The sequence below is a fragment of the Oxalobacteraceae bacterium OTU3CAMAD1 genome (assembly GCA_024123915.1).
GTDB lineage: Bacteria > Pseudomonadota > Gammaproteobacteria > Burkholderiales > Burkholderiaceae_D > Rugamonas.
In genome coordinates, this window is the sequence record CP099650.1 from 6169429 (window position 1) to 6187913 (window position 18485).

Genomic DNA, 18485 nt, shown 5'->3' on the forward strand with positions numbered 1-18485 from the left:
GTGGCGGATTACGCTGCGCTAATCCGCCCTACGTGTCTCCGCGTGTGATCGTATTGCGGCGGCCAACGCGAAAGCCACGCCCCGGGACGTTGCATGACCACGGATCCACGTAGGGCGGATTAGCCGGAACGGCGTAATCCGCCATCTTTGAGCCGTCATGGAATCAAGCCGCTGCGGCGGTCGCGCCGAAAATCAGCGATTGATGCGCCGACACGCCCGCGAGCGTCCCATCGGCCGCCGCCAGCGCCACATTGCCAGCCATGCGCGCCGCGTCGCCGCACGCGTACACGCCGGCGACGCTGGTCGCCTTCATCGCGTCGGTGCGAACATACATGCCCATCGGGCCCTGCTCCAGCTCACACCCCAGCTGCTCGGCCATCGGACTGCCGCTATGCGTGCGGCTGACGACGAACAAGCCCGCCATCTCCAGCGACCGCCCATCCTGCAATTCAACCGTCGCCCGACCGGTGATCGCCTTGACCGGCGTACGCTCGATCGCCACGCCGCGCTTCTCCAGCGACGCCAACTGCTCCGCGTCGGGCTCGAAAGCCCCGTTCAGTATCAACGTCACCTGCCCCCAATCGGGCAGCATCATCGCGTGATGCATCGACAACGGCCCGGTGGCCAGCACGCCGATGCACCCCTCCATCAACTCATAGCCGTGGCAGTAAGGACAGTGGAACACCGTGCCGCCCCAGCGCTCGGCCAGGCCCGGCACCGGCGGCAGTTCGTCCACCACGCCGGTGGCCAGCACCAGGCGCAGCGCGTTGTAGGCGCCGCCGTCCTGCAAGGTCACGCGCAAGCCCTGCTCCACTTTCTCCGCCCGCTGCGCCGAGCCCTCGATCCAGCGCACGGTCGGATACTTCATCACCTGCGCGCGACCGTCGGTGGCGATGGCCGCCGCCTCGCGGCCGTCGTGGCCCAGGAAGCCATGCGAATGCGTGGCATAGCGGTTGCGGCGTTGGCCGGCGTCGATCACCAGCACCCGGCGGCGGGCGCGCGCCAGCTGCATCGCTGCGGACAGGCCGGCGTAGCTGCCGCCGATGACGATAACGTCGAATTCAGTGCTCGGATGAGGGATGTGCATGGGAGGCTCCTTTGTGCTTGGCGTATTCGTCGTTGAAGCGGGCCGACAAATCGGCCAGCGTGACGTCCTTGAAACGCTCGATCAGCAAAGCCTCGGCTTCGTCGAAGGCGCTGGAGAGCGCATCGTTGACGGCGCGCTCCACCAGGCACTCGGGTTGCTCGCTGCGGTTCCCCATCGCGAACACCGTGGGCGAACCGACCGCCTCGTAGATGTCGCGCAGGGTCACCTTGCCCAGGTCGCAGGTGATGGTCCAGCCGCCGCCGTGGCCCTTGTCGGAACCGACATAGCCGCGCTCGCGCAAGCCTGCCAGCACGCGGCGCACCAGCACCGGGTTGGTGCCGAGGAAGCCGGCCAGTTCGTCCGAGGTGAACGGCCGGCCGGCGTGCGCCATGTGCAGCAGCACGTGCAGGATGGAAGATAGTTTGCTGTCTCGTCTCATGTAACTAATGATAGTACATAATTCGGGATCGTGCAGGACTACCCTTATTTTTTGGCTTTGGACTCGTCGCCGGCCACCACCACCGTCAGCTTGGCCGGGTCGACGGCTTTGCGGAAGGCGGCGTTGACTTGCGCCAGAGTCGCGGCGCGCAGCTTGTCCTCGTATTCCTTGCTCCAGCTGTAGGTGCGGTTCAGGTACAGGTTGCGTGTCCAGCCGGCGGCCAATACCTCGTCCTTGGAGCGGTTCTGGATACGCTGCTGCAGCAGGCCGGATTTGGCGCCGGCCAGCTCGGCGGCCGTGAAGCCCTCTTTCACCGCCCGGTCCAGCTCTTCCCTGATCGCCGCCTGCAGTTTTTTCAGGTTCTGCGGCGCGGCGATGGCGTTGACGTCGAAGCTGCCGGCGCGGTCGATCTCGCCCGCCTGCAAGCCCGTGCCGCCGCCGTACGACAAGCCGTCCTTCTGGCGGATGCGGTCCATCAGCCTCGACTTCAACCCGCCGTCGCCGAAGATGTAGTTGGCCAGGTCCAGCAGCGGATAGTCAGGATCGTTGACGTTCAAATCGAGGTTCAGGCGCGCGGTGTAGAAGCCGTTTTCCTTTTCCGGCGCGTTGATCATTTTGACGATCGGCGCCTTGTCCACGTTGACGCTGGTGACCGGGGCGTACGAGACTTTGCTGTCCCAGCCCGAGAAACTGTCCTCGATGGTCTTGCTGATCAGGGCCTTGTCGAAATCGCCGACGACGGCGATCTCGCCATGGTTGGCGCCGTAGTACTTGCGGTGGAAGGCCACCACGTCTTCGAGCTTGAGCGCCTTGACCGCCGCCAGTTGCTCGTCCACCGACATCGGCGCGCGCACGTCGCCTTTCGGGTAGTGGTTGAAGTACAGATCCATTTCCGTGCGGGCCAGGGATTGCGGCTCGTTGCGCGACGCCTCGATCCCGACCAGCCATTGCTGGCGCAGCTGCTCGAATTCCGCCGCCGGGAAGCTGGCGTCCTTCAGCACATGCGCGACCAGCCGCAGCGCCCCGTCCAGATTCGGGCCGGTGGTATCGAAGTGATACAGGTCGCCAGAGATTTTCAGCTTGGCGAAGGCGTCGGACAACTGCTCGCGCGTAAACTTGTCGGTGCCGCGCATCAGCATCGCGCTGGCGGCGCCGGAGACGATGGAGGTGTTGAACAGATTTTTCTCGTCGCCCCAGTGCAGCGACATGTTGACCGACACCGCCTCGCCGCGATTTTTCTTCGGCAGCAGCGCCACCCGCAGGCCGCCGATGGTCTTGATCTCGGTGCGGGCGTTGATGTTGTCCTGGCTCGGATCGAATACCTCCGATGTCAGCACGCTGTCCTTGCCCTTGAAGTCTTTCATCACCTCGGCCACGGTCGGCGCGGCGGGGATCTCGGCGCGCTGCGGATTGTCCTCGGGGATGAAGGTGCCGACGGTGCGGTTGTCGCGCTTCAGGTAGCGCGCGGCGGCGGCGCTGACCTGCTCCGGCGTGATCGTCGGCAGCTTGTCGCGGTCCAGGAACAGCAGGCGCCAGTCGCCCAGCGCGATCTCCTCCGACAAGGTCACGCCGACCTTTTGTGGATCGTTGAGCGACTTCTCGATGCCGTTGGCGACGTTGCGGCGCACCCGTTCCATTTCCTCGGCCGTCGGCGGCGTCTTGGCGAAGCTTTCGACCGCCGTGATCAGCGCGTCGCGCACCGGCTCCAGCGGCTCGCCCGCCTTGACCACGGCGCCGATCAATTGCAGGCCGGGCGCGTAGCCGCTCTGGGCGAAGCTGAACACCTGCGCGGCCTTGCCGGTTTCCACCAGCGCCTTGTGCAGGCGGCCGGTCGGCGTGTCGCCGAGGATCTCGGACATGAAACTGAGCGCGTCGCTATCCTCCTGCAGCGCCGACGGGATCTTGTAGCCGAGGACCACCAGCTGCATGTCGCCCTTGCGGCGCACGACGAAACTACGCTCGCCGTCCTGGGTCGGTTCGACCGTCCAGAATGGCGGCAGCACGCGCTTGGGTTTAGGGATCGCGCCGAACGATTTGCTGATCCACGCCAGCGTTTGCGCCGGGTCGAATTTACCGGCCACCAGCAGCACCGCGTTGTCCGGCTGGTAGTAGGTGCGGTAGAAGGCTTGCAGGTTTTCGATCTTGACGTTTTCGATGTCGCTGCGGTTGCCGATGGTGTCGCGGCCGTAGCTGTGCCAGTCGTAGGCGACGCTCTCCATGCGCTTGAGCAGCACGCCGAACGGGCTGTTTTCGCCGCTCTCATACTCGTTGCGCACCACCGTCATTTCGGTGTCCAGGTCCTTGCGGGCGACGAAGGAGTTGACCATGCGGTCGGCTTCCATGTCGAGCGTCCATTTCAGGTTCTCGGGACTGGACTGGAACACTTCGTAGTAGTTGGTGCGGTCGAAGGAGGTGGTGCCGTTGAAGTCCATGCCACGGTTGGCGAATTCCTGCGGGATGCTGCGGTTCTTCGGCGAGCCTTTGAACAGCATGTGTTCGAGCAGGTGGGCCATGCCGGTCTCGCCGTAGTTCTCGTGGCGCGAACCGACCAGGTAGGTGACGTTGACGGTGACCGTCGGCTTGGAGGCGTCGGGGAACAGCAGCACTTTCAAGCCGTTGGGCAGCCGGTATTCGGTGATGCCCTCCACCGATGGTCCCTTGACGACGCCGGCCGGCAGCTTGACGGAGGCGGCGGCGGTGGCCGGCGTCCTGGCGGCGCCGGCGGCGACGGGCGCGGCCCAGGCGGTGCCGGTGGCGGCGAAGGACAGGCCGCACAGCATCATGCTGGCGACGACGGCTTGTTTCAAACGGCTGTTGTTCATGGTGTCTCGCAAAAAACGGATGAACAGGCAGCATAGCCCCACCCCGCCGACGTGGGTAGTGGCAAAAACGAAATTTTTCTGAGGGAGGACTTAAACGGCAGCGGGGGCTCACGGCGTTTGACTACGTCTGAATCACGTAGGGCGGATTAGGCGGAACGCCGTAATCGGCCATGCATGCGCCGCCGATGGCTCACACATGGCCGATTACGCTGCGCTAATCCGCCCTACGTGTCTCCGTGGTGTGCCAAGTCCGCGGCCAGGAACCGGAGATCCCGTGGTGAGCGTTACTTCTCTGGTACCAGACAAGCGTCGACCATTTGCAGGTCGTTATCCTTGGCGAACGAGATCACGAAGTGATACGCCAGCGGCTCCAGGTCGCGCAGCTTGCCGTTGACGACCACCGACTTGACGCCATTGACGACGGTCGGCGTGACGTACGGCGAAAACTGCAAATGCGAGTCGCGTCCGCCGCCGTAGCCTTCCGGCTTGAAGCAGGACATCACGCCGCACAGGCGCTCGGCCCAGTCGCTGGGACGGAACTGCCTGCCATTGCTGGTGAGGCCAAGGATGAAGAACGATTCCTGCTGTTCTGCCGGTTTTTGAACTGACTCTGCCATGGGCGGGGGCTTGTGCGTAGATACTTGTTGGTAACAAGAATGCGTGGAAAGTCCCGGCGAGGTGCGCCGGGCGGATATCATTCTAGAAGAATCTTACGTATTATATCTTATAGAAGACCTAAATACGTAAGTCGTTGATTTCAATCGACCTTTCCTCACGGATAACCAAATTGGTGCAGAAAACTCATCATTCCGCACCAAGGCAATGCCGCTATTGTACCCTGCTCTCGGCCGTTTTAAGGCGTCCCGCCGAGCCAGGCGGCGCCGGAGCACAGCAATAACAACATCATCCACAGCAACAAAGCGCGCCACACCAGGCCCACCGTGCTTTGCAGCGCGCGGATGCCCGGCTCCTCGCCCGGCAGCATGTCCGGCTCCATGTCGCTGACGTCGACGGTCGAGGCGTCGACCAGCACCACCTTGGCCGCGTTCTCTGCCGGCGTGCCCAGGCGCACGCCCATCGCGCCCCCACCGGCCGACAGGATGATGCCGATCGCCTTGTCATTCCAGCGGTGGGCGAAATTGCGCCAGGCGTAGATGGCGTCCTCAAAGTTGCCGACGATGGCAAAGGCCACGGCGGTCAAGCGCACAGGTATCCAGTCGATCCAGTAGAACGCGCGGGCCGCGAACTGGCCGAACGCCTCGTTGCGCATGTGTTCAGGTTCATTCCAGGCGCGTGCCAGGTATTCCGACACGCGGTACATGACGGCGGCGGCCGGGCCGAGCGGCATCAGGAACCAGAAGAACACGCCGAACACGCTGCGGTGCGTGGTGATCAGCGCTTTTTCGACGGCGACGCGGGAAATTTCGCTGACATCCATGCCGACGGTGTCCTGCTTGGTCCACTCGGCCAGCAAGGCGCGCGCGGCGGCGTCGTCGCCGGCGCTCAGATGCAGCTGGATCGAGGTGAAATAGTGGCTGTAATGGCGGAAGCCGAGGGTCAGGTAGACCACCAGCACGTTCCAGGCGAAGGCGGCCAGGAACCAGTCGTAATACTTCAGTACCCAGTAAATCAGCGCGGTCGGCACCATCAGGATGGCCATCATCAGGAACCAGCCGAGGCGGCCGTGGCTCGAATGGCCGGCGTTGAACCAAGTCTCCATCCGCAACGCCAGACTTTTGATCTCGGCGTAAATCGGGTTGTCCGCGCGCAGCGGCTTCATTTGCTCGAGCAGCAGCGCGCACAAAATGGAAAGAAATGTCATTAATGGTCCTTTTTAGGTCGGCGACGCCTTGATGCCCGCTACGATAACCCACCGTGGTGGGAGAATCAAACTTATTAGTTCGGACATCAAGCGCGCAGGAAGTGGAACAGGTTGCGCAGCATGCCGGCGGTGGCGCCCCAGATATAGTATTCGCCGTAGGGCATGGCGTAGAAACTGCGCATGCCGCCGGCAATTTGTGCCGACAGGCGCTGGTGGTTCAGACCGTCCATCAGGAAGGCCAAGGGCACTTCGAAGATCTCGGCCACCTCGGACGGGTCGGCGCGCAGCTCGAACGGCGGCGCGATCAGGCCGACGACGGGCGTGACGCGGTAGCCGGTGCCGGTGTAATAGTCGGGCATGGTGCCGATGACGTCGACATGGGCGCGGTCCAGGCCGATCTCCTCCTCGCACTCGCGCAGAGCGGTGTCGACCGGGCCGGTGTCGTAGGATTCGGCGCGGCCGCCGGGAAAGCTGACCTGGCCGGGATGGTCGGTCAGGTCGGGATTGCGTTGGGTCAGCAGGATGGTCAGGCCGGTCTCGCGCAACACCAGCGGGATCAGTACGGAGGCGGCCGTGGCCGGCGTGCCGTCGGCGCGCTGCAGGTTGCGCTCGTCGGTGCTCTCCGGCGTCCAGTCCGGCTGCTCGGCGAAGCGGCTGCGCAGCCATTGCGGCACCAGGCGCTCGCGGGCGATGGCCGGCTCGCCGGCGATGGCGTCGATCGGCAGCAGTTTCGGATCAAAGAGCGGTTTGGCCAAACGGACCTCCATATAAAAAAAGGGCACCCCTTGATGTGGTGCCCTTTCTTCCAAACACAAGCGCGGCTATTAAGCTGCGGTTGCTTTCGCCGCTGGGCGACGGTTTGGCAGTTTTTCCTTGATACGTGCCGATTTACCGGAACGATCACGCAGGTAGTACAGTTTAGCGCGACGTACGTCACCGCGGCGTTTCACTTCGATCGAAGCGATCAGCGGGGAGTACAGCTGGAACGTACGCTCGACGCCTTCGCCGGACGAGATCTTACGAACGATGAAGTTCGAGTTCAGGCCACGGTTACGACGGGAGATGACGACGCCTTCGTATGCCTGGGCGCGCTTGCGGGTGCCTTCGACGACGTTGACGTTGACGATCACGGTATCGCCAGGGGCGAAATCAGGGATCTTCTTACCCAGACGAGCGATTTCTTCTTGCTCGAGTTGTTGAATCAGATTCATTTTAAGACTCCAAAAACCATCGTGCTGGCGCGCAATGAGTGCTGTTCAAACACTCGCCCAGTAGAGGATGGGGTTAAACAGGCGGACAACATATCCGCAAGCTTCTACAACAACAGGTTTTTATAAACCTGCCAAAAATTTCTCGTCATGCTTGGTCAGCAGGCCGCTGTCGCGCGCCTTGACCAGCAGATCGGGGCGCTTGCGCGCGGTCGCCTCCAGCATGCGCTGGCGGCGCCATTTTTCGATCTCGGCGTGGTTGCCGCCCATCAGTACCGGCGGCACACAAACTCCTTCATACGTTTCCGGCCGCGTGTAGTGCGGCGAATCGAGCAGGCCGTTGACGAAACTGTCTTCGATCGCCGACGCATCCGTGTTCAGCACGCCGGGAATCTGGCGGATCACGGCATCCATCAAGGCCATCGCCGGCAGCTCGCCGCCGGACAGCACGAAATCGCCGAGGCTGATTTCCTCGTCGATGCAACGGTCCAGCAAACGCTGGTCCACCGCCTCGTAGCGGCCGCACAGGATCACCAGACCGGGTTCCTGCTTGAGCGCCATGACACGTTCGTGCGTCAACTGCTTGCCCTGGGGCGACATGAACAGTACGCGGGGCGCGGGCAGACCGGCATCGGTCTGGCGCTGCTTCGCCGCGTTGAGCGTCGCTTCCAGGGGTTTGGCCAGCATCACCATGCCGGGGCCGCCGCCATAAGGGCGGTCATCCACGGTGCGGTGATTGTCGGTGGTGAAATCACGCGGATTCCACAACGACAAGCCACATTTATTCTGTTCGAACGCGCGCCGGGTGACCCCCGACTGCGTCAGTGCGGCGAACATTTCGGGGAACAGGGTCACGACATCGAATTGCATGGCGGGCCGCCCTTATGTTCTTTAGTAATCAAGGCCCCAGTCGACAGTGATCTTTTTCGTCGCCTTGTCCACCTTGATGATGAACGCTTCGACAAATGGGATCAGGCGCTCTTGCGCCGCAACCTCGGGATCAGCCTCTGCGGTCGTCGCTGCCGTGATGCGCAAGATCGACTGCGGACCGTTGCTCATCATGTCAGTCACCGTACCGAGGTGCTCACCTTGCAAATTCTCTACATCCAGACCAATCAACTCGGTCCAGTAAAACTCATCATCGGACAAGGCCGGGAACGAACTGCGCGGAACCGAAACAGCTGCGCCCTTGAGCGCTTCTGCGACGTCCCGATCGGTCACTCCCACCAGCTGTGCGACCACGTCGCCGCCATGCAGTTTGGACTGCTTGACTTCGACATTGTGCAAGCTTGGCTTGTCGATCCACCAGGTTTTCACCGAGAGGAGCGCATCCGCATCTTCCGAGAAAGGACGTATCCTCACCCAGCCAGCGACGCCGTAAGCACCGAAGACAAAGCCTACCTGTGCCAGATCGTCGGGGACTTGCACCCCGGATGCATTCTTATCGGTCAAACCAGCAGCCAGACTTAAACGGCTTTGTTCGACGCTACCAGGCGAGCGACGGTAGGCGACAGTTGTGCGCCAACCGATTGCCAGTGAGCCAGACGGTCAGCGGTGATGCGCAGTGGCACTTCGCCGCCTTGCGCCATCGGGTTGTAGAAACCGATGCGTTCGATGAAACGGCCATCGCGACGATTGCGCGAGTCGGTTGCAACGATGTTGAAGAACGGACGCTTCTTGGCGCCTCCACGAGCTAAACGAATAACGACCATAATATTTCCAAAAAGTGTGCTAGGACGGAAAAAGCCGCAAATTATAGCGCGCTTTGCCGCGAAGCAGCAAGCGTTAATGAAATAATCGGGCGAATTGGGGTAATCGAAGATTATCCCCCGTTCCGGCGCACGGGGCAATAGCCACAGCGATAAAAAGGTGGGCCGGGCCGGTATTATGACCGATACTGCATGCTTTCCGGCTATTTAATCGATAACCATGACGAATCCGCACCACACCGCGCCGCTGGCCACCTCTTCCGCACGCCACAAGAACAAGACCGTCGCCGCCTTGCTGGCCTTCCTGTTCGGCGGGCTCGGCCTGCACCGTTTGTACCTGCGCGGCCCGCGCGATCCGTGGCTGTGGGCGCATCTGGCTTCCCTGCCGCTGGCCTGGATCATCGCCAAGGGGATACCGGACGCGGACGGCTTCTATAAAGTACTGCCAATTATGATCTCCGGACTGGTCGGCTTCCTGGAGGCGTTGGTGCTGGGCTTGATGGACGACGAGAAGTGGGATGCGCGCTTCAACCCGGCGTCGGGCAAGCAATCGGCGTCGCGCTGGCCGCTGGCCATCATCCTGGTGGCCTCGATGATGCTCGGGGCCGCCGGCTTGATTGCCACAATCTCACGATTATTTGACTTACTGTACACTGGGGGCGCTTATGGCTAAGCCAACAATAGGAGACTTACTGATGAATAAACGTTCAATTGTGCTGGCGATCACGCTCGCCGCCCTGACGTCCGCCGCGCAAGCCCAGACTCCAAAGCAACACTACAACGCCGAAACCAAGCGCATCGCCACCCGCTATGCGGAAGACAAGAAGCTGTGCGCCGAGGAAACCGAATCGAGCGCCCGCATGCAATGTCTGCGCGACGCCAAGTCCGAATTCAACAAGTCCAACACGCGGGCAAAGGCCGACTACAAGAGCGCCGGCACGTCCAAGCCGGCCGCCAACTGCGTCGACTGCGGCCGGGTCACCTCGGTCGTGCTGGGCGAAAAGAAGGGTGAAGGCAGCGCCGTCGGCCTGATCGCCGGTGGCGTCGCGGGCGCCCTGCTGGGCAACCAGGTCGGCAGCGGCAGCGGCCGCAAGCTCGCCACCGTGGCGGGCGCCGCCGGTGGCGCCTACGCCGGCAAAAAGGTCGAGGAACACGCGCGGTCGAGCAAGCAATGGACCGTCAACGTCGAATACGAAGACGGCAAGCACGACAGCTACGTCTTCGAAGAAGACCCGGGCATGATGAAGGGCGACCAGGTCAAGCGTTCGAACGGCAGCATCGTCCGCCGCTAACCCCAGCGGGGTCAGGTTGAGATAGCCCGGGTTTCATGGACATCCAAATAGAGGACAATACGTCCTGAGAGGATATTCATGGAAAAGAAACAGTCACCTTCCAAACGAGAGATCATTCCGACATCGGCGGAGCCGGTGCCGAAGCAGCGGGCCGTGTTTACGGATGAATTCAAGCGCGCTGCGATCTCCCGGCTACATGATGACAAGCAGAGCGCGACGGCCTTGGCGTTGGAGCTTGGTTTGCGTCGTAATCAGCTCTACAAATGGGCCAAGCAGCTCGAAGAGCAGCCATCTGGCGGCCAATTGCGCTCGCCAGGTCGTCCTGCGGTCAGTGAATTGAGCGAGGTCGAGCAACTGCGTCGCCAACTGGCCAAGGCCGAACAGGAGCTGGCCATCCTAAAAAAGTTAGATGCGTACTTAACTCGCCTCAAGAAGTGAAGTACGCCGTCATCGACGAGCATCGAAGCGAGTTTTCAGTCAAAGCGCTGTGTCTGGCGCTCGACGTGGGCCGCAGCGGCTACTACGCCTTCAAGACGGCACCGCCGAGCCTGCGAAGCCGGGAAGATCTGGCCATGCGCCAAGAGATCGTCAAGATCCATATGCGCCACCGCTCGGCACCCGGGATATTGAAAACGTGGCGCCTGCTCAATAGCGCAGGCATCTGTTGTGGAAAACACCGCGTGGCCAGGCTGAGAAAGCTGGAGGGCATACAAACTACCCGCGCCAAGCGTTTTCGCGCCAGCAAGGCGAAAGAACGGGTGCTGCCACCAGCGCCGGACTTGGTCAAGCGCGCCTTTCAGGTCGGCGCTCCGAACCAGGTGTGGGTCGGCGATATGACAGTGCTGCGCACTAAAGAGGGATTCTTGCATCTGGCCGTGGTACTGGACTTGTTCGCACGCCGGGTGGTGGGCTGGTCGACGGACACCAGGCAGGCGGCCACGTTACCGATGGCGGCGTTGTCCATGGCGATGGAACACCGGCGACCTGCGCCCGGGATCATCTTCCACAGCGACCAAGGCTCCGTGTACGGCTGCGCCGACTACCGCAACCTGCTAGCCAAACACGGGGCGCTGCCGAGCATGAGTCGCAAAGGCAATTGTTGGGACAATGCCGTGGCGGAAAGCTTCTTTTCAAACCTGAAAAACGAAACCATGCATAGGCAACTCTTTTCAACGAGAGCCGAGGCCCTGGGCGTGGTTCGCGATTACATCGAGGTGTACTACAATCGGATGCGCTTGCATCAGACCTTGGGCTATCAAACGCCTGCATCCTTTGAAGCGCAGTTTCGTGTGCTTCATTAACTGTCCGCGAAACCCGGAACACCTCAGGTCCGACATTCGGACACGAACACAACCAGCGCGTAGTTCAGTCCGTGTCCGAATGTCGGACCTGACCCCCGAGGGTTTTAGTTAGTTGGCTTGGTGTGCGACCAGATGAATCGCACGCCATCGCTGCCGTCCGGCAGCGGTCCCGGGCTGTTTGCGACCACCTCCCCTGTCTTTGGATCGATGCGCAGATAGCGATTGTTCGCGATCGACATCAACACCAATTCTCCCGTCGGCGTTTCCATCCACTGGAAACTTTGCGCCGCGCCGGGTTTGCCGGCCTGCAGGCTGACACCGCCCTCCTTGTCGACCACCAGATAACGCGCGCCGGATGCCAGCGCTACGCGGCCCAGTCCCATATCCTTCACCTTGAACGCGGTCGGCGCGGAAGCGGCCAGCTTTTCTCCCGTGACGGCGAGGCCGGTTTCAGCGTTATAGGACACCAAGCTGATGGCTTTGCCGAACGGAATCGCACGCATCAAGCCGCGCGGCTTCGGCTGCGCGATATCGACGCTGTCGAAATCCACGTATCCCCCATCCGCGCCATTGACGTTGTAATTAAATAGGGCGTAGCGCACCCCTTGGAACGTCGTGAGCTGGAACACCATCGTCCACAGGCCGCCGATATCGAAGAACTGCTTGCCGTCGAGTGAATAACTGAAGCTCGCCTGCTCGCTCAGGAAGTCGCAGTCGGCGCGCAGCCAGATACGCTTGGCGTCCAACGGAAGCCGGGTTGTCTGCCCGCTGCTCTGGTCAAATAGCGCAAGGTTCACGCCTTCGGCGGTTTTTTCGACGCCGAGCGTGGCGTATGGCAGGTTGAGCAGTCCAAGACCGGCGACGTCGCCCTCCTTCATTCCCGCCAGGTCCAGCGCGACCGTCGGTGACGATACCGGCCCGATGGCGCGCTGGGTGAGACTATTGCGCGCGTCCCAAAACGATGTCGCCGGCAGGGCGTGCAGACGCAAGAAACCCGGCCGCTGGGTCAGCGACCATTTGCTTTCCACCGGCACGTGATTCCATTGCCAGACCGGCTTCAACTTCCCGCCGGAAAAGTCGTCGCTGCGCTCGTACGGCACGCGGATCGGCTGCGGAACGGCGGTCTTCGGCTTCACCCACGTGCGCGGGTTGCGTCCCAGATTGCCCGGCAGGCCGAAGTACGGCCAGCCATCGCTCCACGTCACCGGCGACAGACTCAGCAGCCGTCCGACAGAGTTGTAGTCCATCATCGAGAAGCCCCACCACTCGCCCGCCGGCGTCAGCACGATGCCGCCCTGGTGCAGCGACGTGGCATCCTTCGAGGCTGGATTGGGTGGATCGATGACATACGGCGGCTTGTTGTCCTTCAAACGATGGCCGCGCACCATGCCGAAGCCTTCGTCCTTGCTGATCGCCTGGTTGACTTCGTAAGGACCGTAAACACCGTCGGCGCGGGCGGCCGGCATGCGGAATCCGCCCGCATAGTTGGCGCTGAGGATGAAATACTTGCCGTCAATTTTGTAGAAATGCGCGCCCTCCCCCATGCCCTGGCCCTTTTCGAACAACACCTTGTCCGAGCCGGGCACGATGTCGGTCAAGTCCTCGTTGAGCCGGGCGACCTGCAGGGTCTGGTGTCCCCAGACCACATAGACTTTGCCGTCGTCATCGAACAGCACCGACAGGTCATGCAGGCTGCGCCGCATTTCGCGGTGCTTCCACGGCCCGCGCGGATCGGTCGCGGAATAGATCTGGGTACCGCGCCCGTTGACATTGGTGAAGATGTAGAACGTACCGTCATGGAAACGCAGGCTGGGCGCCCAGATGCCTTGCCCGTAGATGCGCTTGCCCTCCTCCAGCCGGTACTCCGGGCCGAAATCCAGCTTCGGCGCGGCGTAGCTCAAGAATTCCCAGTTGACCAGATCCTTGGACCGCATCACCGGCAAACCGGGCATCGCGTGCATGGTGGTGCCGGTCATATAGAACCAGTCGCCGACACGTATCATATCCGGGTCGGAGAACTCGTCGTAGAACAAGGGATTGGTGAAGCTGCCATTGCCGTTGTCGGCGGTCCAGGTCCTGGGCTGGGATTGGACCGGCGCCTTGGCCTGCGCCCTGGCCTGCGACTTGGCCTGCTTTCCGGCCTGCGCCGGAGACAGGCCCGGCGCGGCCGCCAGCAACGCCGCGCAAACGATCCGCGCGATGAGTCGATGGTGCGTGAGCCGGGCCGTCATCAGAACGTCGTCCGCAACGACAAGGTGTATGCCGCGCCGGGCTTGTACTCGTCGGCCACCGCGTTGCTGAACTGCGTGTAGGTGCGGCTGATCGCCTTGTTCGCGTTCCACACGCTCAACGTCAGATCGGTGTTGTAGCGGAAATTGAACAGCTGCTTCAGATTCGCGCCGACCGACAGATCGACCTGCGAACGCTCCGTCGTGTACGCATAAGCGCCGCCGGGGACAGTCAGGCCGGTGCCGGTGTTGACCACGTGGGCCGCCGTGTACTGGCGCGCGACACGCACGTTCAGGCCGTTGCGCTCGTAGTACAAAGTCAGGTTGTTGGTGCGCGGCGGCACGCCAGCCACCGGCGGCGCGTTCCTGGCCTCGTCCTTCTGCTTGGCGTAGGTGAAGTTTGCGGCAAGACCGAAGCCCTTGACCGGCAACATGTCCAGCGGTTGCTGCCAGGTCAGTTCCACTCCACGCACCTTGAGCTTGGTGTCGATGTTGTAGGGTTCGGAAATCTCGATCAGATGCTTGTCGCGCCCGCCGCTGGCGTTGACCGACTGCTGTTGCGCGTCGGTCAGACCGAGCGTGCCGAAGCGCGCATCGAGTTGCGCCAGCGTGTACGTGGTGACGCGCGTCCCCGGCCGGCTGATGATGTCCTTGGCAAAGCCGCTGACTGAAACGTACGCCTCGCGGGTGATGTAGTACTCCAGTCCCAGATCGAGGTTGTTGGCCTCGAACGGCTTCAGATTGGGATTGGTGAGGTTGCCCTGGCGCATACCCTGGTCGCCGACCGTCAGCTGGGTCTGGCGCAGCTCGGCGGGGTTGGCGCGCGTCAGCGATTTCGAGCCCGACAGGCGCGCGATGACCGACGGCGTGAGGTTATAGGCCATGGTCGCGGACGGCAGCGTATTGCTGTAAGTTGTCGATTCGTATGCCCATACGCTGATATTCTCATAAAAGCCACCGTTGCGGAGGTTCGCGTTGCGGGGATCGGCGCCCACGCTCACCGCGCCGATGGTTTGCTTGGTGCGCGCGTAGCGCAAACCGGCGTTGTAGCGCAAGGTGCGACCGAAGATCTGGTTGCGCCCGTTGACTTCGGTGTAAAGCCCGCTGACCGCCTCGCGGATGTAGCCGCCGCTGCCCGTCCCGAAACCTTTGTAGATATTGTCGCGGAAGTATTGATACTCGGTTGCCTGCGCGAACTTCGGCCAGTCGACGGTGATGAAGCCGTTGGCGGACGGATTGGCGTAATTCCTCACGGCGGCGTTCGGCACCACCGAGCCCAGATAGGTCAGCGGCGCGGTCATGCCGCTGGTCGAGCCGGTGCCATAGCCGGGATAAGCCGTGGCCGCGTCGGCGATCGGGCCGGGCGTGCTGCGGCCATCGCAGCCGGGAGTGCGCAGCTGCGTGTTGGGCGCAACGTAGCGCACGCTGACGTTGTTACCACAGGCCACGTTCATCCAGGCGTCGGCCACCGAGAAACTGCGGTAGCGGCGCTTGATGTCGTCGTAGGCGGCGCCGACTTTGATGTTGAAGTCGTTGTCGCCCCAGCTCAGGTTCAGGCGCGTGCCGCGCGTGGTGTTGTTGCGCTCGTACAAGTCCATGCGCAGGCCAGACAAGCCCTGGCCGCCCTGGTACCAGCCGAAGTTGGCCGGGTCGTTGATGTCCAGATTGGCGCTATAGCTGGGCGGCAGGCCGGGCCGGGTGTTGTCGTAGTTGATCACCGAGTTGGGCGAGCGCGTGGCGAACAGCACCGTCGGCATGTCGCGGTAGAAGGTGCTGTTGGTGGCGTTGAAGTGGGCGTCGATGGTCAGCTTGTCGGTCGGCCGGAACTCGAAACCGGGATTGACGCTGTGGAACTTGGTCTTCTCCTCCATAGGCCGGTATTCCAGCGACCAGAAGGTGTTGGCGAAGATCGCCTTGTTGAGCACGCAACCGACGGTGCAATCGCTGCGGTCGAACTCCATGCCGATCGGAATCACCGTGTTGGCGCGGGTGCCGGCGTTCATCGCCTGGTAGGTCATCTTGTTGCGCTTCTGGGCGGCGACCAGGTCCAGGTAGACGTCCCACTTGTCGTTCGGCTGCCACTGCATGCTCAGCACTTCGCCGATGCGCTTGCGCTCGCCCTCGTACACCAGATGGCGGCCCAGCCGGGCCATCAGCGCGTTGTCGATCTGCTGGATGGTGGCGCCGGGATTGAGCGCGAGCAGCATGGCGCGGTCGATCTGCTTGCCCGGCACCAGGATGGAACGGGCATACTCGGGCAAGTCGTTCAGCGCCAGGCCCGACGGCACCGTGTCCGGCGTCGATTGCGAACCGCCGCCGGTGCTGTTGGGATTGTCGGCGGCATTGGCCTGGAACGACTTCAGCTGGAAATTGCGCATGTCGACCGACTGGAAGCCGTCGGTCTTGTACTTGGTGTCGCCGAAGGCCACGCCGCCCAGCAGGCCGAACTTGCCCCAGGCGTTGCTGGTCCAGGTGTTGCTGATCAGGCCGGAGCCGGTCGCGCCCATCTTGCCGTTCTGCTCGCGGTAATTGCCGCTAAGCGTGAACGCCGAGCGGAAGCCGCTCTTGTCGAACGGCCGCACGCTGCGCATGTTGACGGTGCCGGCGATGCCGCCCTCGATCAGGCTGGCCTGCTGGCTTTTGTAGACGCTGGCGCTGCGGAACAACTCGGACGGCAGGAAGTCCATGTCGACTTCGCGGTTGGCGCTGATCGAGCCGCCCCAGCTGCCGGCCGACGCCGACGCCATCGGCGCGCCGTTGAGCAGCACGCGGGTGAAGGCCGAGCCCATGCCGCGGATGGAAATGTTCAGACCCTCGCCGTCGATCTCGGCGCGGCGCACGGTGACGCCCGGCACGCGGGCCAGCGCGTCGGCGATGTTGGGGTCGGGGAATTTGCCGATGTCTTCGGAGAAGACGGTATCGCTCAGGCCGATATTCTCGCGTTTTTCGTTGGCGGACAGCGCCAGCGAGCTGCGGTAACCGTTGACGACCACGGTGGGCCGGACCGGTTGCTGCGGGTCTTTGTCATCGGCCGCCTCGGCGGGGGCCGGAGTCGGAGCCGATGAGGAGGCCGGCGCGGTGGCCGGTGCCGGAGTGGTCTGCGCATGCGCGCTTGAAATGATGCCTGCGACGAAGGTGGCGGCAATGCGCCCGCCCATACCTGGTCCGCGCCGTGGCGCGCCGATCAACTTACTGTCCATACTGTCTCCTCTACTCGGCATTGCTGCCTGTGGGCTCCGCGCCTTGGGCGCATTATTTTTTGTTTTTCCTCTACCAATCCCTATTACTTTAATAGTCTCGTCACCTCCTAACACGAAAAATGTTATACGCAATCATTTTTGGATATTCTGCTTTTATGACAACGTCGTCAATCGTTTAATTTGGATTAAGTTGCCAAAAAAATACAGTAATCGGGGTGTTTTTCGGCGTATATTCGCGCGCCTGCGATTGCGCAATCATCTCGGCCGGGCGCAGACGGAACTACGCCGCGGTTTGGACGAGCCGGCGTCGCTGTGACACAATGTGTTGTTTATTCCATCACCTCAGGAGACGCCGTGTCCGCACCAACCTTCCCCGCCCAATGGCAAGCCCTCGTCGATCAGGCCGCCACGGCGCTGCGCGCGTTGGCGCTCGACGAATCGGCCAAGGAAAAATTCTGCAACGACCCGCTGCTGCGCGCTTACATGCAAAAGGTCTCGCATCGCTACGTGGCGGGACAGACGATCGCGGAGGCGCTGGCGCGCGTCGAAAGCATCATCGCGCAAGGCCACGCGGCCTCGGTCGAATACATGGGCGAGAGCGTGCGCGACGAAGCCTTCGCGATGGCGGAGACGGAAGTGTTCATGGAGCTGACGCGCGCGGTCGGCCAGCGCAACCTGAACTGCTCGATCTCGCTGGACCTTTCGCATGTGGGTTCGATGGTGGATCTGGAGCTGGGCTACAGGAACCTGCGCCGCGTGGCGCTGGCGGCGGCCGAAATCAACCGCGAAGTGATGATCTCGATGGAGGGCGCCGACCGCGCCGACGACATCTACGCCATCTACGCGCGGCTGCACAAGGAGGACGGCTTGCACAACGTCGGCATCACGGTGCCGGCCAAGCGCCACCGCACCGCGCGCGACTTGCCGGAATTGATGAAGATTCCCGGCCGCATCCGGCTGGTCAAAGGCGCGTTCCTGGAATCGGCGGAGATTTCCTACGACCGCAACAGCCCCGAGCTCGCGGCCGCGTATCGCAAATACGCGGGCGAGCTGCTGCTAAGCGGCCACAAGTGCTCCATCGCCACGCACGACCGCGCGATCCAGGCGGACCTTGGCGAACTGATTCTGAAAGAGCGCGTCGATCCGCGCTGGTACGAATTCGAATCGTTGATCGGCCTGGGCGCCGACAACATCGCCGAACTCAAGGCGCGCGGCTTCCCCACCCGCGAATACGTGGTCTTCGGCGAAGAGCATTTCCTCTACGTGCTCAACCGCATCGCCGAAGAACCGGTGCGGGTGTATCAGGCGATTGTAGATGTGATGGGAACGCCGGCCTGATTCGACGCGTGGGACGGCCATCGCATCATGGCAGGAACT

The 18485-nt window shown here is 62.4% G+C and carries 17 protein-coding genes; 5 read left to right on the top strand and 12 right to left on the bottom strand.

Annotated elements, in window-relative coordinates; genetic code table 11:
• Positions 1-163 precede the first annotated feature (163 nt).
• The 10 genes from NHH88_26335 to rpsP form a co-directional block, all read right to left on the bottom strand.
• Complete coding sequence (locus NHH88_26335; protein ID USX13144.1) at positions 164-1087, bottom strand: NAD(P)/FAD-dependent oxidoreductase; 924 nt, start codon at positions 1085-1087, stop codon at positions 164-166.
• Entirely contained in the window at positions 1062-1526 is a 465-nt protein-coding gene (locus tag NHH88_26340) for an Rrf2 family transcriptional regulator (protein USX13145.1), read from the bottom strand. Before NHH88_26340 ends, NHH88_26335 begins: the two co-directional genes overlap by 26 nt.
• Positions 1527-1570: 44 nt before the next feature.
• Positions 1571-4348, bottom strand: coding sequence for an insulinase family protein (locus NHH88_26345; GenBank protein ID USX13146.1), 2778 nt, complete (start codon positions 4346-4348; stop codon positions 1571-1573).
• Positions 4349-4632: 284 nt separating this feature from the next.
• Positions 4633-4965, bottom strand: a complete 333-nt coding sequence (locus NHH88_26350; protein USX13147.1) for a DUF3579 domain-containing protein — start codon at positions 4963-4965, stop codon at positions 4633-4635.
• Positions 4966-5201: 236 nt separating this feature from the next.
• The gene (locus NHH88_26355) at positions 5202-6170 is read right to left on the bottom strand and encodes a CobD/CbiB family protein (GenBank protein ID USX13148.1); all 969 of its coding nucleotides are present in this window, start codon (positions 6168-6170) and stop codon (positions 5202-5204) included.
• 86 nt (positions 6171-6256) lie between these two features.
• On the bottom strand, positions 6257-6925 hold the full coding sequence (locus NHH88_26360) for a CoA pyrophosphatase (protein ID USX13149.1): 669 nt from the start codon (positions 6923-6925) through the stop codon (positions 6257-6259).
• Positions 6926-6994: 69 nt separating this feature from the next.
• On the bottom strand, positions 6995-7381 hold the full coding sequence (rplS, locus tag NHH88_26365) for a 50S ribosomal protein L19 (GenBank protein ID USX13150.1): 387 nt from the start codon (positions 7379-7381) through the stop codon (positions 6995-6997).
• A 120-nt stretch (positions 7382-7501) separates the two neighbouring features.
• Positions 7502-8248 (bottom strand): tRNA (guanosine(37)-N1)-methyltransferase TrmD, encoded by a 747-nt coding sequence (trmD, locus tag NHH88_26370; GenBank protein USX13151.1) that lies wholly within the window; start codon positions 8246-8248, stop codon positions 7502-7504.
• Between the two features lie 21 nt (positions 8249-8269).
• Positions 8270-8830 carry a ribosome maturation factor RimM gene (gene rimM / locus NHH88_26375; protein USX13152.1) on the bottom strand — a complete coding sequence of 187 codons (561 nt, stop codon included), beginning with the start codon at positions 8828-8830 and terminating at the stop codon, positions 8270-8272.
• Positions 8831-8844: 14 nt separating this feature from the next.
• The gene (rpsP, locus tag NHH88_26380) at positions 8845-9090 is read right to left on the bottom strand and encodes a 30S ribosomal protein S16 (GenBank protein ID USX13153.1); all 246 of its coding nucleotides are present in this window, start codon (positions 9088-9090) and stop codon (positions 8845-8847) included.
• 217 nt (positions 9091-9307) lie between these two features.
• Here rpsP and NHH88_26385 point away from each other — a divergent pair, with 217 nt between their 5' ends.
• The 4 genes from NHH88_26385 (at position 9308) to NHH88_26400 (ending at position 11680) form a co-directional block, all read left to right on the top strand.
• On the top strand, positions 9308-9760 hold the full coding sequence (locus tag NHH88_26385; protein USX13154.1) for a TM2 domain-containing protein: 453 nt from the start codon (positions 9308-9310) through the stop codon (positions 9758-9760).
• A 22-nt stretch (positions 9761-9782) separates the two neighbouring features.
• Positions 9783-10379 carry a glycine zipper 2TM domain-containing protein gene (locus NHH88_26390; protein ID USX13155.1) on the top strand — a complete coding sequence of 199 codons (597 nt, stop codon included), beginning with the start codon at positions 9783-9785 and terminating at the stop codon, positions 10377-10379.
• A 78-nt stretch (positions 10380-10457) separates the two neighbouring features.
• Entirely contained in the window at positions 10458-10817 is a 360-nt protein-coding gene (locus NHH88_26395; protein USX13156.1) for a transposase, read from the top strand.
• The gene (locus NHH88_26400; protein USX13157.1) at positions 10814-11680 is read left to right on the top strand and encodes an IS3 family transposase; all 867 of its coding nucleotides are present in this window, start codon (positions 10814-10816) and stop codon (positions 11678-11680) included. The genes NHH88_26395 and NHH88_26400 overlap by 4 nt, the downstream gene beginning before the upstream one ends.
• Positions 11681-11784: 104 nt before the next feature.
• Here NHH88_26400 and NHH88_26405 read toward each other — a convergent pair whose 3' ends face one another.
• Together NHH88_26405 and NHH88_26410 are read right to left on the bottom strand one after the other, a co-directional pair.
• Positions 11785-13911 (bottom strand): glycoside hydrolase 43 family protein, encoded by a 2127-nt coding sequence (locus NHH88_26405; GenBank protein ID USX13158.1) that lies wholly within the window; start codon positions 13909-13911, stop codon positions 11785-11787.
• Positions 13911-17108, bottom strand: coding sequence for a TonB-dependent receptor (locus NHH88_26410; GenBank protein ID USX13159.1), 3198 nt, complete (start codon positions 17106-17108; stop codon positions 13911-13913). Before NHH88_26410 ends, NHH88_26405 begins: the two co-directional genes overlap by 1 nt.
• Before the next feature lie 354 nt (positions 17109-17462).
• On the opposite strand from NHH88_26410, the gene NHH88_26415 reads away from it, so the two are divergent.
• Positions 17463-18446 (top strand): proline dehydrogenase family protein, encoded by a 984-nt coding sequence (locus tag NHH88_26415; protein ID USX13160.1) that lies wholly within the window; start codon positions 17463-17465, stop codon positions 18444-18446.
• Positions 18447-18485 lie beyond the last annotated feature (39 nt).

Excerpts from the sequence above, each read along its gene's own strand:
- NHH88_26385 (USX13154.1), top strand. The coding sequence starts at position 9,308 with ATGACGAATCCGCACCACACCGCGCCGCTGGCCACCTCTTCCGCACGC.
- NHH88_26340 (USX13145.1), bottom strand. The coding sequence starts at position 1,526 with ATGAGACGAGACAGCAAACTATCTTCCATCCTGCACGTGCTGCTGCAC.
- NHH88_26355 (USX13148.1), bottom strand. The coding sequence starts at position 6,170 with ATGACATTTCTTTCCATTTTGTGCGCGCTGCTGCTCGAGCAAATGAAG.
- NHH88_26335 (USX13144.1), bottom strand. The coding sequence starts at position 1,087 with ATGCACATCCCTCATCCGAGCACTGAATTCGACGTTATCGTCATCGGC.
- NHH88_26395 (USX13156.1), top strand. The coding sequence starts at position 10,458 with ATGGAAAAGAAACAGTCACCTTCCAAACGAGAGATCATTCCGACATCG.
- NHH88_26350 (USX13147.1), bottom strand. The coding sequence starts at position 4,965 with ATGGCAGAGTCAGTTCAAAAACCGGCAGAACAGCAGGAATCGTTCTTC.
- rpsP (USX13153.1), bottom strand. The coding sequence starts at position 9,090 with ATGGTCGTTATTCGTTTAGCTCGTGGAGGCGCCAAGAAGCGTCCGTTC.
- rplS (USX13150.1), bottom strand. The coding sequence starts at position 7,381 with ATGAATCTGATTCAACAACTCGAGCAAGAAGAAATCGCTCGTCTGGGT.
- NHH88_26345 (USX13146.1), bottom strand. The coding sequence starts at position 4,348 with ATGAACAACAGCCGTTTGAAACAAGCCGTCGTCGCCAGCATGATGCTG.
- trmD (USX13151.1), bottom strand. The coding sequence starts at position 8,248 with ATGCAATTCGATGTCGTGACCCTGTTCCCCGAAATGTTCGCCGCACTG.
- NHH88_26390 (USX13155.1), top strand. The coding sequence starts at position 9,783 with ATGAATAAACGTTCAATTGTGCTGGCGATCACGCTCGCCGCCCTGACG.
- NHH88_26410 (USX13159.1), bottom strand. The coding sequence starts at position 17,108 with ATGGACAGTAAGTTGATCGGCGCGCCACGGCGCGGACCAGGTATGGGC.
- NHH88_26405 (USX13158.1), bottom strand. The coding sequence starts at position 13,911 with ATGACGGCCCGGCTCACGCACCATCGACTCATCGCGCGGATCGTTTGC.